We start from the raw sequence: 18,837 nt of genomic DNA, 5'->3' as shown, positions 1-18,837 counted from the left end.
CTATCCCTTCAACGAAGCATCGACGGCGCTGTTCAACGCGCCGCCGTCGGGCAGCACGCCGGTCAGCCGCTGCACGATCGCGCCGGCCGCATCCGCGGCAATGCCACGGACGTTGCTCATGGCGGTCTCGCGCGTTGCCGCGATGGTTTTCTCGGCCTGGGCGAGCTTGGCGGAGAGCTGGTCTTCCAGCGTCTTGCGCTCGGCTTCCGAGGCCGCGTTCAGTTTCTCGCGGGTCTCGGCGCCGATGGCCTGGGCGCGGGAACGCGCCGAAGCCAGGTCGGCTTCATACGCCTTCAGCGCCGCGGCCGACTCGTCCTTCAGCTTCTGCGCTGCGGCCAGATCGCCTTCGATCGCGTTCTGACGTGCATCGATCACGCCGCCGACGCGCGGCAGCGCAATGCGCGACACGATCAGATAAAGCGCGACGAACGCGATGACCAGCGACACCAGCTGCGAAGCGAAGGTGCTCGACTCGAACGGAGGAAATCCTCCGCCGTGATGGCCACCATCGGCTTCGGTGTGGGCGCCGGTCTTCTGGCCCTTGGCGGGGGCGCCCTGACTTTTTTCAGCCACGGGGTACTCCTGTTGCTGTCATGCGCGCCGCCGGAGGGCGGCGCGGGAAGGTGCAGCTCAGAGCGGAACGAACAGCAGCAGCAGCGCGATCAGCAGCGAGAAAATGCCGAGCGCTTCGGTCACGGCGAAGCCGAAGATCAGGTTGCCGAACTGGCCCTGGGCTGCGGAAGGATTGCGCACCGCTGCGGCGAGGTAGTTGCCGAAGATGATGCCCACGCCGACGCCCGCGCCGCCCATGCCGATGCATGCGATGCCCGCGCCGATGAGTTTTGCTGCTGATGCTTCCATTTTCTTGAGCTCCTTAGAGGGATAGACGAAGTTGTGGGTGGGAATTCTCCGGACCGCTTAGTGTCCCGGATGAATGGCGTCGTTGAGGTAGATGCAGGTGAGGATCGCGAACACGTAGGCCTGCAGGAACGCGACCAGCAGTTCCAGCGCGGTCAATGCGACGGTGAGCGCCAGCGGCAGGATGCCGCCGATCCAGCCGACCGCGCCCAGCGAGACGCCGAGCATCGCGACGAAGCCCGCGAACACCTTCAGCGCGATGTGCCCGGCCAGCATGTTGGCGAACAGACGCACGCTGTGCGAAACAGGCCGCAGGAAGAACGACAGGATTTCGATGAACATGACCAGCGGCAGGATGTAGATCGGAACGCCGGAGGGTACGAAAATCTTGAAGAACTTGAGGCCGTTCTTGTAGATGCCGTAGAACAGCACGGTGAAGAACACCAGGAACGCCAGCGCGGCGGTCACGATGATGTGGCTCGAAATCGTGAACGTGTAGGGAATGATGCCGACGAGGTTCGAGACGCAGATGAACATGAACAGCGTGAAGATCAGCGGGAAGAACTTCATGCCTTCCGAGCCGGCAGTGCTGCGAATGGTGCTGGCGACGAACTCGTAGGAGATTTCGGCGACCGACTGGAAACGGCCGGGAACCAGCTGCCGCCCGCCACCCAGCATCAGCACCGCCGTCAGCGCCACCGCGATGAACATGTAGAGCGACGAGTTGGTGAAGGCGATCGTCTGATTGCCGATATGGCCGATCGTGAAGAGGGGCTCGATGTTGAACTGATGAATCGGGTCGATTTTCATCCGCGCGGGCCTTGGTCCGCCGGCCTAGCTTGCCGGCAATCGAATTTCAAATGTCGTGACTTCCCGTCGGCGCTCAGCGTTTGCCCGAGGCTACGCCCGCGTATCTCACCACGTTGACCACGCCGGCGACGAAGCCGAGCAGCAAAAACACGATGAAACCGAACGGCGATGTCGACAACAACCAGTCGAAACCCCAGCCAATCCCTGCCCCGACGGCAACGCCCGCAACCAACTCCGAGGAAAGACGGAAACCAAGCGCCATCGCCGAAGCTCTGGCCGCCCTGTCGCCGCTTTCAGTACCGGGTTGATCAGTCCTGATTTTTCGGCTGTCACGAATTTCGGACAACCGGTGATCGAGACTTCCGAGCCTTGCGGAAAGCGCAGCTTCATCGGACGACGATTGATCGCGATTTCCACCTGCGTTGTCGCTTTTGTCTTCGGCCATGCCCAAGACATTAAACGATGCTGCGGTTGATGGAAATTACGCCCGTCACCCTTAAAAGCCGCGCGGACCATACTTACCGCGTCTAATCAAGTCAAGATTGCGCCGTAACCAGTTAGTGCTTTGATTTCGCTGGATTTATTTAGAGATATTCCACGAGCCTGTGGACCCGTCATCGCAGTGCAGCAGCAAAAGCGTTTTGAAGCGAAGCAGAGGCTGGTTCGCGTCAAGAAAATCCGCTCGAACAAAAGGCCATGGCGCGGCAAGGGGCGATCTTGCGCCGATTCGGCTGACCTGTTGGGATGCCGCTAGCGCCTATCATCAGCCGTTCCCGGAGCCCGCATGCCGCGCCAGGTCGATTACTATTTCTCGTTTCAATCGCCGTGGGCCTATATCGGCCATGGGCCGTTTAGCGATCTCGTAAGTACCTACGATCTCAAGGTAAATCACAAGCCCGTGGTGCTGGTCGATCTGTTCTCGGAAACCGGCGGGTTGCCACTGATGAAACGCCATCCGGTACGGCAGCGCTACCGGATGGTCGAGCTGCAGCGCTGGCGCGACAAGCGCGGCCTGAAATTCCATCTTCAACCCGCGAATTGGCCGTTCAACGCACGGCTCGCCGACGGCGTCGTGATCGCGGCGATCGAGGCCGGGCTCGATCCCGAACGGTTTCTGCGGCGGGGCTTTGCCGGCGTGTGGGAGGATCAGCTCAATCTGGCCGATCCCGCGACGATAGCGCAACTGGCCGACGAATCCGGGCTGCCCGGCAAGCAATTGGTGGAGCGATCCGCCGCCGAGGCGATCAGCACGGCCTATGAGCAGAATCGCCAGGATGCGCTGGCGGCCGACGTGTTCGGCTCGCCGGTCTATGTGCTGGATGGCGAAGTGTTCTGGGGACAGGACCGGATAGAATTGCTGGGAGACGCGTTGAAGTCCGGCCGCGCGGCCTATAGCTCAAAGGTCCAGGGCGTCGTGTGATGCGCCTCTGTGTGTGTCCTGGCGGTTGGGGAAACCGGTACTGTCTTTAAGGCGGAGCAAGCCCATGAGCAGAGCGTCGTCCTCCAGAATGTCTCATTGCAGATTGTTTCTCTCCGTTGTTGCCGTGCTGGCGCTGGGTGTTGCCGGCGCCAGCGCCGCGCCTCCGAAGGCAATGCCGGATACCGAGAACGGCCGTTATGCGCTGTCCTCGACGCCGGATGGCGTGCTGCGGCTCGATACCCGAACTGGCGCGATTTCGACCTGCAGCAACTCGGGCGCGGGCTGGGCCTGTTACGCAGTGCCCGACGAGCGTGCGGCGCTGGATACGGAGATCGGCCGGCTGCAGGCCGACAACGAAAAACTCAGGAAGGACCTTGCTTCGCGCGAACCAACCGTTGCCGGCAAGATCGAAGAGCCGATGCCGAAATCCGACTCGCTGAAGAAGAACGAGCCCAAGAACGACCCAAAGATCGCCGAGGGCGAACGCAAGATCGAAATTCCACTGCCGAGCGATCGCGACATGGATCGCATGATGTCGTTCCTGGAGCGGGCCTGGCGGCGGTTGATCGAGATGGCCAACCGCGTGCAGAAGGACGTCAACGGCAGGATTTGAGCCGTGCTCTTTCCATATGTCGTCCCGGCGTAGGCCGGGACCCATAACCACAGGGCGCTGTTGTTCGAGGAAGTCGTCGACCACTGCCTTTCATCAGCACGGCCGCGGCGTATAGGTCCCCCGATGCGCAATTGCGCATCTGAGCTCAAGGCCGGGACGACGGAGAGATTGGTTCTCATGACATCATCCAAATCGCTGTCCCGCACGCCATCCTCCAGCGTCACCGCGACGAGCGTCGCCTCCTCGCTGCTGACTGTACAAACCCCGGGACCGGGCTTTACCGACCTCACGGCCGAGATCGCAAAATTCGTGCGCGAGGCCAGCGCGCGCGAAGGGGCGGTGACGCTGTTCATCCGTCACACCTCGGCGTCGCTGACGATCCAGGAAAATGCCGACCCGACGGTGCTGGGCGATCTCTTGACGGCGCTGAACCGGGCCGCGCCCGAAAACGCCGGTTGGCGCCACGACACCGAAGGTCCCGATGACATGCCCGCGCACATCAAGACCATGCTGACCGCGACCTCGCTGCAGGTCCCGGTGCTGCGCGGCGCGCTGGCGCTCGGAACATGGCAGGGGATCTATCTGATCGAGCATCGGGCGCGGCCGCATCGGCGCGAGATCGTGCTGCAGTTTATCGGCGTCACGGCTTGATTCGCGCCAGCCAAAAGTAAAACCGGCCGCGGATCGCTCCGCGGCCGGTTCGTGTAGTGATCGTCCGCCGGCTTCCCGACGGACGAAACCGGGTTACTTCGTGATGTCGACGTCCTTGGTTTCCGGCAGGAAGAAGAAGCCGACGACCGCGGTGATCGATGCGAAGATGATCGGGTACCAGAGACCTGCGTAGATATCGCCGGTCGAAGCCACGATCGCGAACGAGGTCGCGGGCAAGAGACCGCCGAACCAGCCGTTGCCGATGTGGTAGGGCAGCGACATCGAGGTGTAGCGGATCTTGGTCGGGAACAGTTCGACCAGCATCGCCGCGATCGGCCCGTACACCATGGTGACGAAGATCACCAGGATGAACAACAGCCCGATCACCGCCGCGACCCGCGGTTTGAAGATGTCGAACGGGTGCGCCATCTTCACGATCTGGGCGTCGCCGGCCTTCGGATAGCCTGCGCCCTGCACCGCCGCCAGCACCGCCGGGTTCGAGGTCTTGGCATCCGTGTAAGCCACGTCCTTGCCGTTGACGACGACCTTTACGCCGGTGCCTTCATAGCGGGTCGAATACTTGACCGACTGCTGTGCGAGATAGGCGCGGGCGGTGTCGCAAGGCGCGGTGAAGACGCGGGTGCCGACCGGGTTGAACAGGTCGCCGCAGGCCTTGGGATCGGCGACCACCTCGACCTTGACCGTCTCGATGGCTTTCTCCAGCGCCGGGTTGGCGTTGGTGGTGATCATCTTGAAGATCGGGAAGAAGGTCAGCGCCGCGATCAGGCAGCCTGCCAGAATGATCGGCTTGCGGCCGATCTTGTCGGACAGCGCGCCGAACACGATGAAGAAGCCGGTGCCGAACAGCAACGACCAGGCGATCAGCAGGTTGGCGGTGTAACCGTCGACCTTGAGGATCGATTGCATGAAGAACAGCGCGTAGAACTGGCCCGTGTACCAGACCACGCCCTGGCCCATCACGCCGCCGACCAGCGCGATAATGACGATCTTGGCATTGCTCCAGTTGGCGAAGGCTTCGGTCAGCGGAGCCTTTGAGCTCTTGCCCTCGTCCTTCATCTTCTGGAACACCGGCGATTCGTTCAGGCGAAGCCGGATCCAGACCGAGATGCCGAGCAGCAAGACCGACACCAGGAACGGAATACGCCAACCCCATGCGGCGAAATCAGGCTCGCCCAGCGCGGTACGGGTGAACAGGATCACCAGCAGCGACAGGAACAGGCCGAGCGTTGCCGTGGTCTGGATGAACGAGGTGTAATAGCCGCGTTTGCCCATCGGGGCATGTTCGGCCACGTAGGTCGCCGCTCCGCCATATTCGCCGCCGAGCGCGAGGCCCTGCAGCAGGCGCAACCCGATCAGGATGATCGGCGCTGCAATGCCGATGGTCGCCGCATTGGGCAGGATGCCGACGATGAAGGTCGACAGGCCCATGATCAGGATGGTGACGAGGAAGGTGTATTTGCGGCCGACGATGTCGCCGACCCGGCCGAACACGATGGCGCCGAACGGGCGGACGATGAAGCCCGCGGCGAACGCCAGCAGCGCGAAGATGTCGCGGGTGGCCTGGTTGAACATCGGCTGATTGGTTGCGGGATCAATGACGCCGAAGAATTGCGCGCCGATCACGCTGGCAAGCGAACCGAACAGGTAGAAATCATACCATTCGAAAACCGTGCCGAGTGACGAAGCCAGAATGACGAAACGTTCGTCCTTCGTCATTCCCCCCGTTCGCGTGGATGTTGCAGCCATTGTGGACATCTCGATCGCTCCCCTGAATATCTATTGATGCAAAGTCCGCCCGTCGCCGAACTTGGCCGGATTGAGCTGTGGGCTTCGTCTTACGGTAACATCCCCGTGAAACCTGCCCCAATACGACTTTTGGCCCTTTGCACGGCTGCAACAGTGGCGTCGGGCATCCCGGCACCGTCGATCCTGACCCGGATCGGGTCGGTCAGCCCGCACTATTGCGGCGCACAAGCGGTCGGATTAACTGCTTTCAGACGTGATAGGATTGCGCTCTTGCACGTGGCCGCCTGCCGGGAGACAAAGCGATTACGGGCTTACCGCAAGCCGATTGCGAGACATCATGACGACCGTTGCCAGCACCCATCTCGTCATCGCCGATGACCACCCGCTGTTCCGCGATGCCCTGCGGCAAGCGGTCGCGAGTGTCGTCAGCTCGGCCGTGATCAGCGAGGCGGGCTCGTTCGACGACCTCACGGCGCTGCTGGAGCGGGACTCCGACGTCGATCTGATCCTGCTCGATCTGACCATGCCGGGGATCTCCGGCTTCTCCGGCCTGATTTACCTTCGCGCGCAATATCCGGCGATTCCGGTCGTGATCGTCTCCGCCAGCGACGACGCCGGAACCATCCGACGGTCGCTCGATTTCGGCGCCTCCGGTTTCATTCCCAAGCGCTTCGGGGTCGAGACGCTGCGCGACGCCATCATGAAGGTGATGGAAGGCGACGTCTGGGTTCCGCAGGACACCGACCTGTCTTCCGCCGCCGACCCGGACATGACGCGGCTGCGCGACCGGCTGGTGACGCTGACCCCGCAGCAGGTGAGGGTGCTGATGATGCTGTCGGAGGGGCTGCTCAACAAGCAGATCGCCTATGAACTCGGCGTCTCGGAAGCGACCATCAAGGCGCATGTCTCGGCGATCCTGCAGAAGCTCGGCGTCGAAAGCCGTACCCAGGCCGTGATCGCAGCCGCGAAAATCTCCGGCGGCCAGTGGCGCCAGGGTACGCCGACGGCGTAACGGCAAAAATCCGAATGCCGCCAGCATCAGGGAAAGCGCTGCTGTTCGACATTGACGGCACGCTGGCCGACACCGATGCGCTTCATCTGGAAGCGTTCAATCGGGTCCTCGGTCCCCGCGGTCACACCTTTGATCACGCGCGGTTCACCAAAGAGCTTCAGGGCTTCTCCAACGCCTCGATCAGCGCGCGGTTTCTGGCCGAGGAGCCGCCGACGCGCCAGACCGCGATCATCGGCGAGAAGGAGGCAACCTTCCGCAAGCTCGTTGCCGGGAAAGTCCAGCCATTGCCCGGCCTGCTGGCGCTGCTTGCGCGCGCGGATCGCGCTGGCATCCCCATGGTCGCGGTGACCAACGCGCCGCGGCTGAATGCCGAGATGTTGCTCTCCGGACTTGGGATCACGGATCGGTTCAAGGCGCTCGTCATCGGTGATGAACTTGCCCACGGCAAGCCGCATCCAATGCCGTATCTGGAAGGCTTGCGCGCGGTGGGTGCCGCAGCCGCTCTGTCCGTTGCGTTCGAGGATTCTCGTTCCGGCATCCAGTCGGCGTCGGCGGCAGGTATCGCGACGATTGGGATTCGAACGAGCCTTGCTCATGCTGACATGGTCGCGGCAGGCGCCGTCACGACGGCCGCGAACTTCGACGATCCGGAATTGGCTCGGATGGTCGGGGCGACGATGGATTGGTAATGGTTGCTACGATCTCGCGCTACGGCTCGCGCCTACTCCGCCGCGACCAGCTGCTGGGCGCGCCACTGGCCGAGTAGCGCCCGCAGCGATGCCGGTTTGACCGGCTTGTTCAGCACCGCGATATTTTCCTCGCGCGCGGCCGCCCGCACGTTCGGACTGCGGTCCGCCGTGATCAGGATGGCCGGAATATTCTCGCCGAAACGGCGGCGGATCTCGCGGATCGCGGCGACGCCGTTGCCGCGGTCGAGGTGATAGTCGACCAGAAGGCCGGTGACGCTTCCGCCTGACGTCTCGATCGCGGCGATCGCAGCCTCGGGGTCAGCCACCGCGATCACCTCTGCGTCCCACGCCGTGAGCAGCGTCTTCATGCCATCGAGGATCGCCGGATCGTTTTCGATGCAGACGATCAATGCGCCGCTCATCGGCGTTTTCGAGAGCGGCGTCGCGCTGGTGACCGCGGCGGTATAGTTGACCGCCTTGGCGACCGGCACCGTCACCGAGAAGACCGAGCCGCCGCCGGCATTGGCGCCCAGCGCGATGCCGTGGTTGAGCACCCGCGCCAGCCGCTCGACGATCGAGAGCCCGAGGCCGAGCCCGCGCGCGATCCGCGCGCCCTGTTCGAGACGGTGGAATTCCTTGAAGATCTCGCCGCGCTTCTGCACGGGAATTCCGACGCCGGTATCATAGATGCCGATCTGCAGGGTTTGCCCGCGGCGGCGACAGCCGACCAGCACCCGTCCGCGCGGGGTGTATTTGATGGCGTTGGATATGAAGTTCTGCAGCAGCCGGCGCAGCAGCGCGCGGTCGGATTCGACCGGCAGCGAGCACGGCACGAAGGTCAGCTTCAGCCCCTTGGCGCGGGCGATCGGGGCGAATTCGATTTCCAGCGACCGCATCAAATCGGCCATCTTGAAGCTGGTGATCGAGGTGGTCATCGCGCCGGCGTCGAGCCGCGAGATGTCCAGCAGCGCGCCGAGGATTTCCTCGATCGCTTCCAGCGAGTCGTCGATGTTCTCGACCAGGCGCGAATCCTCGCCGCCGCTCTGGCGCTCGACAAGGCTCGTGACATAAAGCCGCGCCGCGTTCAGCGGCTGCAGGATGTCGTGGCTGGCGGCCGCGAGAAACCGGGTCTTCGAGATGTTGGCGTCCTCGGCGGTGCTCTTGGCCAGCGCCAGTTCGGAATTCAGCCGGGTGAGTTCCTCGGTGCGGTCCCGCACCCGCTTTTCCAGCGTCGCATTGGCGCGCTCCAGCGCTTCCGCCGCCTCGAAGCTCGGCGTGACGTCGGAGAAGGTGATCACGAGCCCGCCGCCCGGCATCCGGTTGGAGCGGACCTCGATCACCATGTGGCGGTCGGGCAGGCGTTCCAGATAGGGCTCGCCCTCGGTGGTGTAGGCTTTCAGCCGCAGCGCCAGCAGGGCGTCGCTGTTGCCGGAGCCGGGCGGGCTGACGGCGTCCATGAATTCGAGGATTTCCTGCAAGGGAATCCCGAGCTGGACCAGATGCGGCGGCAGCGCGAGGATTTCGCCGAACTGCGCGTTCGAGCAGATCAGCTGCAGATCGGCGTCGAATACCGCAATGCCCTGGCGCACATGGTTCAGCGCGGTTTGCAGGATCTCGCGGTTGAAATGCAGCGCGGCATGGGAATCGTCGAGCAGCTTCAGCGCCGCCTTGGCGGAGACGGTGCGCTTGCGCAGCAACAGCGACATCACGAGGCGCGAGGAGGCCGCCCCGATCGAGGACGCGATCAGGCGTTCGGCGTGCTGCAGCAACTCGAAATCGGCAGGCGCGGCCGGATCGAGATGACCGGGATGGTCGGCGGTAAACGTCTCGAACGCTTGGCGGGCGCGGTCGGGGCCGAGATATTGCGCCACCGTGCTCTGGATATCCTGCACCGTGACCGTGGTGCGCCAGCGCCGGAAGGTCGGCGTGATCGGCGTCAGCGTGCTCGGCACGAACAGGTCGGCCTGCAACCGTTCGATCGACGACGGCTGGCGCGCCATCGACATCGCGACGTAGGTCAGGATGTTGAGCCCGAGCGACCACAGCACGCCATGCATCAGCGGCGGCAGATCGGCGCCGAACAGCGCCCGTGGGCGCAGCGCCTCGATGCCGAACGGTCCGTGCTGCAGGAACTGCAAACCCGCCGTGGTGGTTTCGAGGAAACTCGGCAGGAACAGCGTATAGGTCCACACGGCGACGCCGACCAGCATGCCGCCCATGGCGCCGTGCGCGGTGGCCCGCCGCCAGAACAGGCCGCCGAAGAAGGCCGGTGCGAGCTGGGCGAGGGCCGCGAACGACAACAGCCCGATCGCCGCCAGTTGGGTGCTGCCGAGCGCGCGATAGTAGAAATAGGCCATCACCATGATGGCGAAGATCGCAAAGCGCCGCACCTTGAGCAGGAAGTCGCCGAAATCCTGCTGGCCCACGCGCGTTCGCGGGCTCCGCTGCAGCACCAGCGGCAAGACGATGTCGTTCGAAACCATGATGGAAAGCGCCACGCATTCCACGATCACCATCGCGGTCGCGGCCGACAGGCCGCCGACAAAGACGGCGATGCTGAGCAAGGGAGCGTTTCCCTCAATCGGCAACGCCAGCACGAACATGTCGCTGTCGACGGCGCCGAACGGGAAGGTGACGAGGCCGGCGATCGCGATCGGGATCACGAAGAGATTGATGGCGACCAGGTAAAGCGGAAACAGCCAGCGTGCGCGATTGACCTCGTCGATGCTGGAATTCTCGACCACGCTGACGTGAAATTGCCGCGGCAGCAGCATGATCGCGCAGAACGACAGCAGCGTCATGGTCAGGAAATTGCCGATTGAAGGCGAATAGTTGATCGCGCGCATCGCTTCCGGTGTCTTCATCGCGCGTTCGATCAGTTCGACCGGCGAGAACATCCAGAAGGTGACGAAGAGGCCGACGGCGAGAAACGCCACCAGCTTGACGAGGGATTCGGTGGCGATCGCCAGCATCAACCCGTGCTGGTGTTCGGTGGCGTCGGTCTGGCGGGTTCCGAACAGCACGGCGAACACGGCCATCGCCAGCGTCACCACCAGTGCGATGTCGCCTATCAGCGGGATCGAGGAGAACAGCTTGTCTTCGCTCAGGATCGTCTCCAGCGAGGAAGACATCGCCTTGAGCTGGAGCGCGATGTAGGGCACCGATCCGATAATCGCGATGACGGCCACGGTCGCGGCCACCGCCTGGCTCTTGCCGTAGCGGGCGGCGATAAAGTCGGCGATCGAGGTGATGTTCTGCGATTTGGCCAGCTGGATCACGCGGCGGAGCAGCGGCGTGCACAATCCGATCATCAGGATCGGGCCGACATAGATCGCGAGGAACTCGACGCTGGTGCGGCTGGCGAAGCCGACCGAGCCGAAGAAGGTCCAGGAGGTGCAGTAGATCGCCAGCGACAGCGGATAGATCATCATGCTGGCGCGGCCGCGTTGGCTCGGCGACAGGCGGTCGCCATAGCTGGCGACGAAGAACAGCAGTCCGATATAGGCGAATGCGGCGGCGATCACGCCCCAGTCGTGCAGCATTGCTGCCTGTCTCCCTTCCCGGCCTCTGTTCGGGCGCCTCTTGTTCCGCCGCGCCGGACCGGAAGCACCAGTATAAACGCATTGAGCCGGCAGCGCACCGCGCTACCGGCTCAATTTCCCGGAGTTCGGATTGGTAGGGTTACTCGGCCGCCAGCGATTTCTGCTTCAGCGGCAGGCCAAGGCGCTCCCAGACCTGCAGCAGCGCGTCGGCCAGGTGATCGATCAGGCCGTCATCATGGTAGGGCGAGGGCGTGATCCTCAAGCGCTCGGTTCCCTTGGCGACGGTCGGATAGTTGATCGGCTGGATGTAGATGCCGTGCTCTTCGAGCAGGATGTCGGACGCCTTCTTGCAGTTCTCGGGGTCGCCGACGAACAGCGGCACGATGTGGGTCTCGCTCGACATCACGGGCAGGCCCGCGGCGTTGAGGATCGCCTTGACGCGGGCGGCGCGGTCCTGGTGGCGCTCGCGCTCCCAGGTCGAGGTTTTCAGGTGGCGGATTGCCGCTGTCGCGGCCGAGCAGATCGCCGGCGGCAGCGCTGTGGTGAAGATGAAGCCCGGCGCGTAGGAACGGACGGCATCGATGATGTCGGCCTTCCCTGCGATATAGCCGCCGAGGCAACCGAACGCTTTGGCCAGCGTGCCTTCGAGCACGTCGATGCGGTGCATGACGCCGTCACGCTCGGCGATGCCGCCGCCGCGCGGGCCGTACATGCCCACCGCGTGCACTTCGTCCACATAGGTCATCGCGCCGTATTTTTCGGCGAGATCGCAGATTTTGGCGAGCGGCGCGATGTCGCCGTCCATCGAATAAAGGCTCTCGCAGGCGATCAGCTTGGGCCGGTCGGGGCCTGCGGCAATCAACAGCTCTTCCAGATGCGCCATGTCGCTGTGGCGGAAGATCTGGCGATCGCAGCCGGCCTGGCGCACGCCTTCGATCATCGAATTGTGGTTGAGCGCGTCGGACAGAATGAGGCAGTTCGGAATCAGCTTGGCGATGGTCGCGATGCCGGTCTGGTTGGAGACATAGCCCGAGGTGAACAGCAGCGAGGCTTCCTTGCCGTGCAGATCGGCCAGTTCGGCCTCCAGCTGCACCAGCGGGTGATGGGTTCCGGCGATGTTGCGGGTGCCGCCGGCGCCGGTGCCGACACGGGTCGCGGTCTCGACCATGGCGCCGACCACTTTCGGGTGCTGGCCCATGCCGAGATAGTCGTTGGAGCACCAGATCACGACGTTGCGCTGGCCCTTCGGCGAGTGCCAGACCGCATGCGGGAAGCGGCCTGCGATCCGCTCGAGGTCGGCGAAAACCCGGTAGCGCCGCTCGTCATGCAGGCGGTTGAGGGCGGCGGAGAAGAATTTGCTGTAATCCATCACAAGACCTGAAACGGAACCGGCCGGAGCGGCGTGGGCTCTTTTTAGAGCTTTTCCAGGTTTGGTGTCTATGTGAAATCCCACATTTCAGCGGGCCTCCGGGATGCACCCGAGGCAGGGCAAATATTGATATCGATCAACGCGCTAGGCGCGATTTGCGGTCCTGGTATTTTGGCGGTGCGGCTGAAACCACGAGTAATCCAAGGGGCGGCCGAGCCGGTTCAGGAATCGAGTTCCCTGATGGCGCGATTGGCCGCGATCAAGGCGTCGTCTTCGGACTTGCTGTCTTCGGCCGTCACAAAGCCCCGGATCGCCGCGCCCCGCGTGATCGTCGGGGGCTGGACGATAGGCGTCATATTGGCCCGCCAAAGTCCGGGCTGCCGCTGAAAGGTAATGATTCGATAGTCCGACACTTTGGCCATTGTCGTCCTTCTTCGTCGGCCGTGGCTCAGCAGCCGCGACAGATATTGTTCAGTTTGGACGTGGTGCGGGCGTTCTCCGCGAGGAAGGGATCCTTGTATTCGGGTCGTGAGGCGTCGCTCTCGATCGCCCTGGGTTTTTCCTTGGATTTTTCGCTGGATATTTCCTTGGATATTTCCTTGGGCGTTGCGATTTTCGGAGGCTGCGCTGCGTCGTAGCAGGCGAGCCGTGCGCTGTTGCCTTCGACCGCGCGGCATTCCGGGCTTGCAGCGAACGCGTTCTGTGCGAAGGCGCACAGCGCCAGGACGGCGACAATTATTTTCATCTATTTTCCTTTGCGGGCGTAATCACCCGGGACAAAAAGTTACATTTCGGAAGGTCACATCAGAAAGTCACATCGACGAATAGCGAACCGCGCTCTTCAGCGCGCCGTCGATCTCGTCAGCCAGTTCGGCCTCTCCGATCTCCTGAAGCGCCGCTGCCATATTCGATGCCTGCACCGCGCTCATCGAAAGCGGCTCGCTCGCCTCATAGCTGAATTTGATGCGCCAAATTCCGCCGGGATTGCGATGCGGCTCGATCAGCAGCGCCGGAAGATCAGGCAGTCCGTTCTCAAAAAGCAGCGCCGCGCGCGTCAGCATGACGGCGTCAAATCAATGCCGCCGCTGGGAAAGGCTTCAATGTGGAAGTTCGTCTGGCACGACAGCCGGGATAGCATGGCGCGACCGTGCGCCCTTTTAGGCCCAATAGCTATGGATTAGTTGGGCGTGTCAGGTGGTCCGGAAATACAGCACGCCGTCGGTGACCTCTGAGGTCAGACGTCCCTCGACCAGCATGTAGTTGACGTGGGCGATCAGTTCGCCGGCGGCAAAGCCCATCTGGTGAGCGTCCAGCACGTGCTTGTGGAACACGACCGGCACCAGTTCCTTCGAGGTCTGCGGCACGGTCCGGCAGGCTTCGGCGATCAGGCGGCAGCGGTCCTCGTGATGATCGGCCAGCTGCTTGATTCGGGTCTTGAGGCCGTAGAACGGCACGCCATGGCCGGGCAGCACCATCACGTCATAGGGCAGCGTGGTGGTGAGGCTCGCCAGCGAGGCCAGATATTCCCCGAGCGAGTTCTGGTTAGGCTCGACCGCCCAGACGCTGACATTGGGCGAGATCTTGCTCAGCACCTGGTCGGCGGAAAGGAACAGTTTGTCGGCGGCGCAATACAGCATCACCTGGTCGAGCGCGTGGCCGCCGCCGGTGATGACCTTGAAGCGCCGCGTGCCGATGGAAATCTCGTCGCCATGCGCGATGCGGCGATAGGACGGCGGCAGGATCGACACCTGCTTCAGATAATCCTGGCCGCGGCTCAGCAGCGTATCGGTCAGGCTCTCGTCCATGCCGTGACGGCGGAAAAACAGCCGCTGCGCGTTGCGGCGCTCCTCGGTGCCGCGGTTCTGGTGATAGACCGACTGCAGGTATTCGACCTGCGACATCTGCAAGGGACAGTCGAAGCGCTCCGTGACCCAGCCTGCCAGACCGACGTGATCGGGGTGCGAATGGGTCACGATCAGGCGGGAGATTTTCACGTTCCGGAGCGGGCCCTCGAACAGCGTGGTCCAGGCTTCGATGGTTTCCTCATTGCCGAACCCGGAATCGATCATCGCCCAGCCGTCGCCGTCGGCGAGCAGGTAGATGTTCACATGATTGAGCCGGAACGGCAGCTTGAGCCGGACCCACAACACGCCCGGCAGCACCTCGACGACCTGATCCTGGCCGGGGTGATGTTCCCAGGGGTATCGCAGGGCCTCGGCGGAGGACTGAACGGGGTCGGTTTTCGAGTGCATCCCACCGACTTACCCGCACAATTGGTGCGGCGCTAGCCGAAAAAGCAGGTGCCCGGTGGGATAAAAGGCATGGGTATTATTTGCACCGTCATTCCGGGTCTGGTGCTAACGCACCATCCCGGAATGACGACAGCCATCTAAGCCGCCCGGATATTCCCCAAAAACGCGTCGATCTCCGCGCGCAGCACGTCGGCTTCGCGGCGGAGCGCGCCGGAGGCGGTCAAGACTTCGCTGGCGGCGGAGCCGGCTTCGGTCGAGGCGCTGGAGACGCCGACGATGTTGCTGGAAACCTCGCTGGTGCCGCCGGCGGCATGCGAAATGTTGCGCGCGATCTCGCGCGTCGCCGCGCCCTGCTCCTCTACCGCCGCCGCGATCGCTGTCGTGACGTCGTTGATCTCGCCGATCGTGGTAGAGATGCTGCGGATCGCTGACACCGCCGATGTCGTCACCGTCTGCATGCTGACGATCTGCTGGCGGATCTCGTCGGTGGCCTTCGCGGTCTGGGTGGCGAGGCTCTTGACCTCGGAGGCGACCACGGCGAATCCGCGGCCCGCTTCACCGGCGCGCGCGGCTTCGATGGTGGCGTTCAGCGCCAGCAAATTGGTCTGCGAGGCGATGGTCTGGATCAAATCGACCACCACGCTGATGCGGGCGGCGTTGTCGGCCAGGCCCTGCATGGTGGCATCGGTGGCGCCGGCTTCCTCGACCGCCTTGCGGGCAATCTCCGCCGAGGTGACGACCTGGCGGCCGATTTCCTCGATCGACGACGACAGTTCCTCGGTGCCCGACGACACGGTCTGCACGTTGACCGAGGTTTCCTCGGCGGCGGAGGCCACCGCGCTCACCAGCGCGCTGGACTGATCGGCGGTCGCCGACATGCTCTGCGCGGTGGTCTGCATCGAGCCGGCCGCTTCCTGCAAACTGTCCAGCGCCGTGCGCACCGTGGTTTCGAACTCGACGATGCGGGCTTCCATGCGGGAGGCGCGCTCGGCCTTGGCGATGCGATCCTGGTCCTGGTCGGCGGTGAGCGCCCGGCTCTGGATCATGCTCTCGCGGAACACGTGCAGCGAATTGGCCATCGCCGCGATCTCGTCCTTCTGGCTGGACTGATAGATTTCCGATTCGAGGTCGCCGCTGGAGAGCAGCTGCATCGAACGCTGCAGATTGCCGATGCGCCGCAGAATGTTGCGGCCGACATAGAGCCAGACGAACAGCACCGATCCGATCAGGGTGGCCGCACCGAGCGCGAGCATGACCGTGGTCGCCAGTGAAATCTCCTTGCCCGCCTGCTGGGTCGAGGCGTCGGTCTCGCCGCGCACCCCGTCCACCAGTTGCTGCACGCTGATGCCGAGGCCGACATTGAGCTTGCGGGTTTCTTCCAAAATGGTCTGGCCGTAATCCGTGGCGTCCAGTTCCTTCTGGCGAACCTTGAAGACGCCGGTCTTGCCTTCGCCGAGCCCCAGCAGGGCTTTCGAGGCGTTGCTCAGTGCCGTCGTCAGCGAACCCTTGGGAAGCTGGTCGAGGTTCGATTTCACGCGCTGCTGCGCAGTGCGGGTTTGCTTCTCGATGGTCTCGAGCGTGTCGCTGCTCTCGGATGAAAGCGCGGCCATCATGTTGAATGCGGTCAGATTGCCGGCGGCGATGATGTCGCTGATCTGCTCGACCGTTATCTCCGCCTTGGTGGCTTCGTCCTGATTGAAGCTGGCGGCGCCGAAGATGCTGCTGAGCTGGGTCTGGGCGTCGACCATCGCGGGCGCGGCGGCCTTGACGAACGCGGCCTGGGCCGTGCGCAGCGCTTCATACAGTTTTTCGTGCTGGGCGCCGGTTTCCAGCCGTTCGCGTGCCGCGCCGCCGAGACTCTTGATCATGTCCTCGATGTTCTTCACCGTCTCGGTGAGGGCTGCGACGGTATCCTTGTTGGTGCCGAGCTTGGTGATCTCGGCAAGCCTTTGCAGGGTGATGCGCTGGGTCTCCTGCATTTTTTTGGAGCGTTCGTTCAGCATCTCCTCGCTGCGGGAGGCGAGCAGCCCCGGGCCCTGGCTGGCAAGACTGGCGCTTTCCGCCGACAATTGCAGGCTGGCCGCGAGGCGGGGGATGTCCCGTCCGCTCAGGTCGACCATGGCGCCGCCGAGATGTCCGAGCACCAGGCCGGCGCCGGCGCTGATCACGATCGCCATGCCGGCGATGACGGCGAAGGCGGCAAACAGGCTGCCCCTGACGCCGAATTTCGGAAAGCTGAAACCCTTGAGCCTGATCTTGCCGATGCCGAATCGTAACGCCATTTGCCGCCGCCCCGTCCCGCTATCCCTGGATGATTCCCCGCGCGGCAGTATCGTGGTACCCGGTTAACAAGTCGGGAAAATGCGGACGCTTTTCGCGATTTGAGCGCCGGCCCGCCATCGAACAATGTTTGAAAATAGGAAGCCGCTTCGCTGGAAAACGCCATGGCGTAAACAACATGCCGCAAACAAAAAGGCCGGCGTTCAAGCCGGCCTTTTCGCGCCTCCCTGTAGAAGCGATCAGTAGCGCGCGCCTGCGAAGTTGAAGCGATAATTGACGCCAACCTTCAACGTATGCTCGTCGTTATGGAAGGTGCCAAAGGGGACCAGCGCGACCGGGGTCACGAAGCGGGTAGTGCCGAAATCGTAGTACATGTATTCGGCCTTGGCCGACCAGTTCGGGGCAAACATGTATTCGACGCCGGCGCCGACGGTGTAGCCATTGCTGTGATTCTTATCGAGCGTGAACGCGACCGGCACGCCGGCAAAGGTCAGGGTGTCGCGATTGTTCGAATAGGCGTAGCCGCCTTTGACGTAGAGCATGCCCGGACCCCAGGTGTAGCCGACCCGGCCGGTGATCGACGCGATCGCGCGCCGATCGTGGTTATAGACCAAGCCGTTGGGGAAAATCGCATTGAGGTTGTTGTCGCCGAGCCAGCTGTACTGCCCCTCGGCGCCGACGACCCAGTTCGGCGCGAACTGATAATCGGCGCCGGCCTGCACGCCGCCGAGCAGGCGGGCGCTGTGGTCGCTGAGCACGAGACCGTTGAAAGTGTTGCTACTCGCGAACGCGCCGCCGATATGGGCGCCGAGATAGAACCCGGTCCAGTTGTAGAGCGGCGCGGCATAGGCCGGCGCCTTGTTGTAGTAGGGCCGTGCGCCCATGTCGGCGCCGAGCGCCGGGGACGCCGCGCCGAGGGCTGCAAGAGCGACGATAGCGAGCAGGAACTTCTTCATGGTCGTGGGTCTCCGGAAAATCGTTGGGAGGCGCCACATGCCGGGCGCCGTCCATGGCGTGCAGTTAGACAGCTTTTGAATAAAATGCTGTCACTTGCCGGGCACACCGGTCGATTACCCAACCCATTGGAGAGCAAACGTTTTTTGTGCTTAATGAAGTCCTATTTTCTGTGCTTAACGGCGTCCTAAGGCCAGCTTAATGAAGCCTTAAAATCGGGTCTCTCGGGCGCGGCGCGAAAGCTTGCCTTAGGCAATGCGCCGCCGCACGTCGCCGCGCATCTGCTCGCGGAACGCCTGCCGCCGTGCCGGCCGGTCCTTTTCGGCGACGTCATGGCGGTCAAACACGTTGAACATGTCGAGGATGGGATAGCAGTCGCTGGCCATCGCCAGGATGCGCAGCAGTTCGGCGACGGGGCCGGTCGGGCCGGTGACTTCCCATTTCCGAATCGTGTTGGCGCCGTCTTCAGGCGGCAACCCGCAGAGCTTGGCCATGTCGGCCACGCCAAGGGGTTGGCCGATCGCCTCACCGAGGTCTTCGCGCAGTTTCTTCAGTTCCGGACCGGTCACGGGTTCTCCATTTTAAAGCGGCTTCTGTGAAGTACGTCACACACCGGGGCC

19 protein-coding genes are annotated in these 18,837 nt (G+C 63.2%); 5 read left to right on the top strand and 14 right to left on the bottom strand.

Translation table 11 applies throughout. The annotated features are described in order from the left end of the window. The 4 genes from JQ597_RS16190 to JQ597_RS16175 form a co-directional block, all read right to left on the bottom strand. A complete protein-coding gene (locus JQ597_RS16190) occupies window positions 1-573 on the bottom strand; it encodes a F0F1 ATP synthase subunit B family protein (RefSeq protein ID WP_192735363.1) in 573 nt (190 codons plus the stop codon). A 57-nt stretch (window positions 574-630) separates the two neighbouring features. Then, a complete protein-coding gene (locus JQ597_RS16185) occupies window positions 631-861 on the bottom strand; it encodes a F0F1 ATP synthase subunit C (RefSeq protein WP_192735362.1) in 231 nt (76 codons plus the stop codon). A gap of 57 nt (window positions 862-918) precedes the next feature. Then, window positions 919-1,668, bottom strand: a complete 750-nt coding sequence (locus JQ597_RS16180) for a F0F1 ATP synthase subunit A (protein WP_192735361.1) — start codon at window positions 1,666-1,668, stop codon at window positions 919-921. Between the two features lie 73 nt (window positions 1,669-1,741). Next, window positions 1,742-2,113: an AtpZ/AtpI family protein gene (locus tag JQ597_RS16175; protein ID WP_192735360.1), complete on the bottom strand. Its 372-nt coding sequence runs from the start codon at window positions 2,111-2,113 to the stop codon at window positions 1,742-1,744. 339 nt (window positions 2,114-2,452) lie between these two features. Here JQ597_RS16175 and JQ597_RS16170 point away from each other — a divergent pair, with 339 nt between their 5' ends. The 3 genes from JQ597_RS16170 to JQ597_RS16160 all read left to right on the top strand — a co-directional run bounded on the left by JQ597_RS16170 (window position 2,453) and on the right by JQ597_RS16160 (window position 4,352). Continuing rightward, complete coding sequence (locus JQ597_RS16170) at window positions 2,453-3,088, top strand: 2-hydroxychromene-2-carboxylate isomerase (protein WP_212265252.1); 636 nt, start codon at window positions 2,453-2,455, stop codon at window positions 3,086-3,088. A gap of 64 nt (window positions 3,089-3,152) precedes the next feature. After that, window positions 3,153-3,701: a hypothetical protein gene (locus tag JQ597_RS16165; RefSeq protein ID WP_249147905.1), complete on the top strand. Its 549-nt coding sequence runs from the start codon at window positions 3,153-3,155 to the stop codon at window positions 3,699-3,701. Between the two features lie 177 nt (window positions 3,702-3,878). Next, window positions 3,879-4,352: a secondary thiamine-phosphate synthase enzyme YjbQ gene (locus JQ597_RS16160; protein WP_212265251.1), complete on the top strand. Its 474-nt coding sequence runs from the start codon at window positions 3,879-3,881 to the stop codon at window positions 4,350-4,352. Window positions 4,353-4,445: 93 nt separating this feature from the next. Here the strand turns inward: JQ597_RS16160 and JQ597_RS16155 are convergent, their stop codons facing one another. Beyond that, window positions 4,446-6,089 (bottom strand): MFS transporter, encoded by a 1,644-nt coding sequence (locus JQ597_RS16155; RefSeq protein ID WP_212265250.1) that lies wholly within the window; start codon window positions 6,087-6,089, stop codon window positions 4,446-4,448. Window positions 6,090-6,456: 367 nt separating this feature from the next. On the opposite strand from JQ597_RS16155, the gene JQ597_RS16150 reads away from it, so the two are divergent. Together JQ597_RS16150 and JQ597_RS16145 are read left to right on the top strand one after the other, a co-directional pair. Next, entirely contained in the window at window positions 6,457-7,131 is a 675-nt protein-coding gene (locus tag JQ597_RS16150) for a response regulator (protein WP_212038440.1), read from the top strand. A 14-nt stretch (window positions 7,132-7,145) separates the two neighbouring features. After that, window positions 7,146-7,820, top strand: a complete 675-nt coding sequence (locus JQ597_RS16145; RefSeq protein ID WP_212265249.1) for an HAD family hydrolase — start codon at window positions 7,146-7,148, stop codon at window positions 7,818-7,820. A gap of 32 nt (window positions 7,821-7,852) precedes the next feature. Here JQ597_RS16145 and JQ597_RS16140 read toward each other — a convergent pair whose 3' ends face one another. The 9 genes from JQ597_RS16140 to JQ597_RS16100 all read right to left on the bottom strand — a co-directional run bounded on the left by JQ597_RS16140 (window position 7,853) and on the right by JQ597_RS16100 (window position 18,786). Further along, on the bottom strand, window positions 7,853-11,362 hold the full coding sequence (locus JQ597_RS16140) for a PAS domain-containing hybrid sensor histidine kinase/response regulator (RefSeq protein WP_212265248.1): 3,510 nt from the start codon (window positions 11,360-11,362) through the stop codon (window positions 7,853-7,855). A gap of 139 nt (window positions 11,363-11,501) precedes the next feature. Continuing rightward, complete coding sequence (gene hemA, locus JQ597_RS16135) at window positions 11,502-12,731, bottom strand: 5-aminolevulinate synthase (protein WP_212265247.1); 1,230 nt, start codon at window positions 12,729-12,731, stop codon at window positions 11,502-11,504. Window positions 12,732-12,952: 221 nt separating this feature from the next. Further along, the gene (locus JQ597_RS16130; RefSeq protein ID WP_192735352.1) at window positions 12,953-13,153 is read right to left on the bottom strand and encodes a hypothetical protein; all 201 of its coding nucleotides are present in this window, start codon (window positions 13,151-13,153) and stop codon (window positions 12,953-12,955) included. 26 nt (window positions 13,154-13,179) lie between these two features. Then, window positions 13,180-13,476, bottom strand: a complete 297-nt coding sequence (locus tag JQ597_RS16125; protein ID WP_212265246.1) for a hypothetical protein — start codon at window positions 13,474-13,476, stop codon at window positions 13,180-13,182. Window positions 13,477-13,543: 67 nt separating this feature from the next. Further along, window positions 13,544-13,792, bottom strand: a complete 249-nt coding sequence (locus tag JQ597_RS16120) for a hypothetical protein (RefSeq protein WP_212265245.1) — start codon at window positions 13,790-13,792, stop codon at window positions 13,544-13,546. Window positions 13,793-13,921: 129 nt separating this feature from the next. Next, window positions 13,922-14,983 carry an MBL fold metallo-hydrolase gene (locus JQ597_RS16115; RefSeq protein ID WP_212265244.1) on the bottom strand — a complete coding sequence of 354 codons (1,062 nt, stop codon included), beginning with the start codon at window positions 14,981-14,983 and terminating at the stop codon, window positions 13,922-13,924. A 137-nt stretch (window positions 14,984-15,120) separates the two neighbouring features. Then, on the bottom strand, window positions 15,121-17,265 hold the full coding sequence (locus tag JQ597_RS16110) for a methyl-accepting chemotaxis protein (protein ID WP_212265243.1): 2,145 nt from the start codon (window positions 17,263-17,265) through the stop codon (window positions 15,121-15,123). Between the two features lie 237 nt (window positions 17,266-17,502). Continuing rightward, window positions 17,503-18,219 carry an outer membrane protein gene (locus tag JQ597_RS16105; RefSeq protein ID WP_212265242.1) on the bottom strand — a complete coding sequence of 239 codons (717 nt, stop codon included), beginning with the start codon at window positions 18,217-18,219 and terminating at the stop codon, window positions 17,503-17,505. Window positions 18,220-18,465: 246 nt separating this feature from the next. Then, window positions 18,466-18,786, bottom strand: coding sequence for a helix-turn-helix domain-containing protein (locus JQ597_RS16100; protein WP_212265241.1), 321 nt, complete (start codon window positions 18,784-18,786; stop codon window positions 18,466-18,468). Window positions 18,787-18,837: the final 51 nt, after the last annotated feature.

It is taken from the genome of Bradyrhizobium sp. AUGA SZCCT0177 (assembly GCF_018130125.1).
Taxonomy (GTDB): Bacteria; Pseudomonadota; Alphaproteobacteria; order Rhizobiales; family Xanthobacteraceae; genus Bradyrhizobium.
Note: the sequence above shows the minus strand (reverse complement) of the source record. Positions and strands in the feature narration are given on the sequence as shown.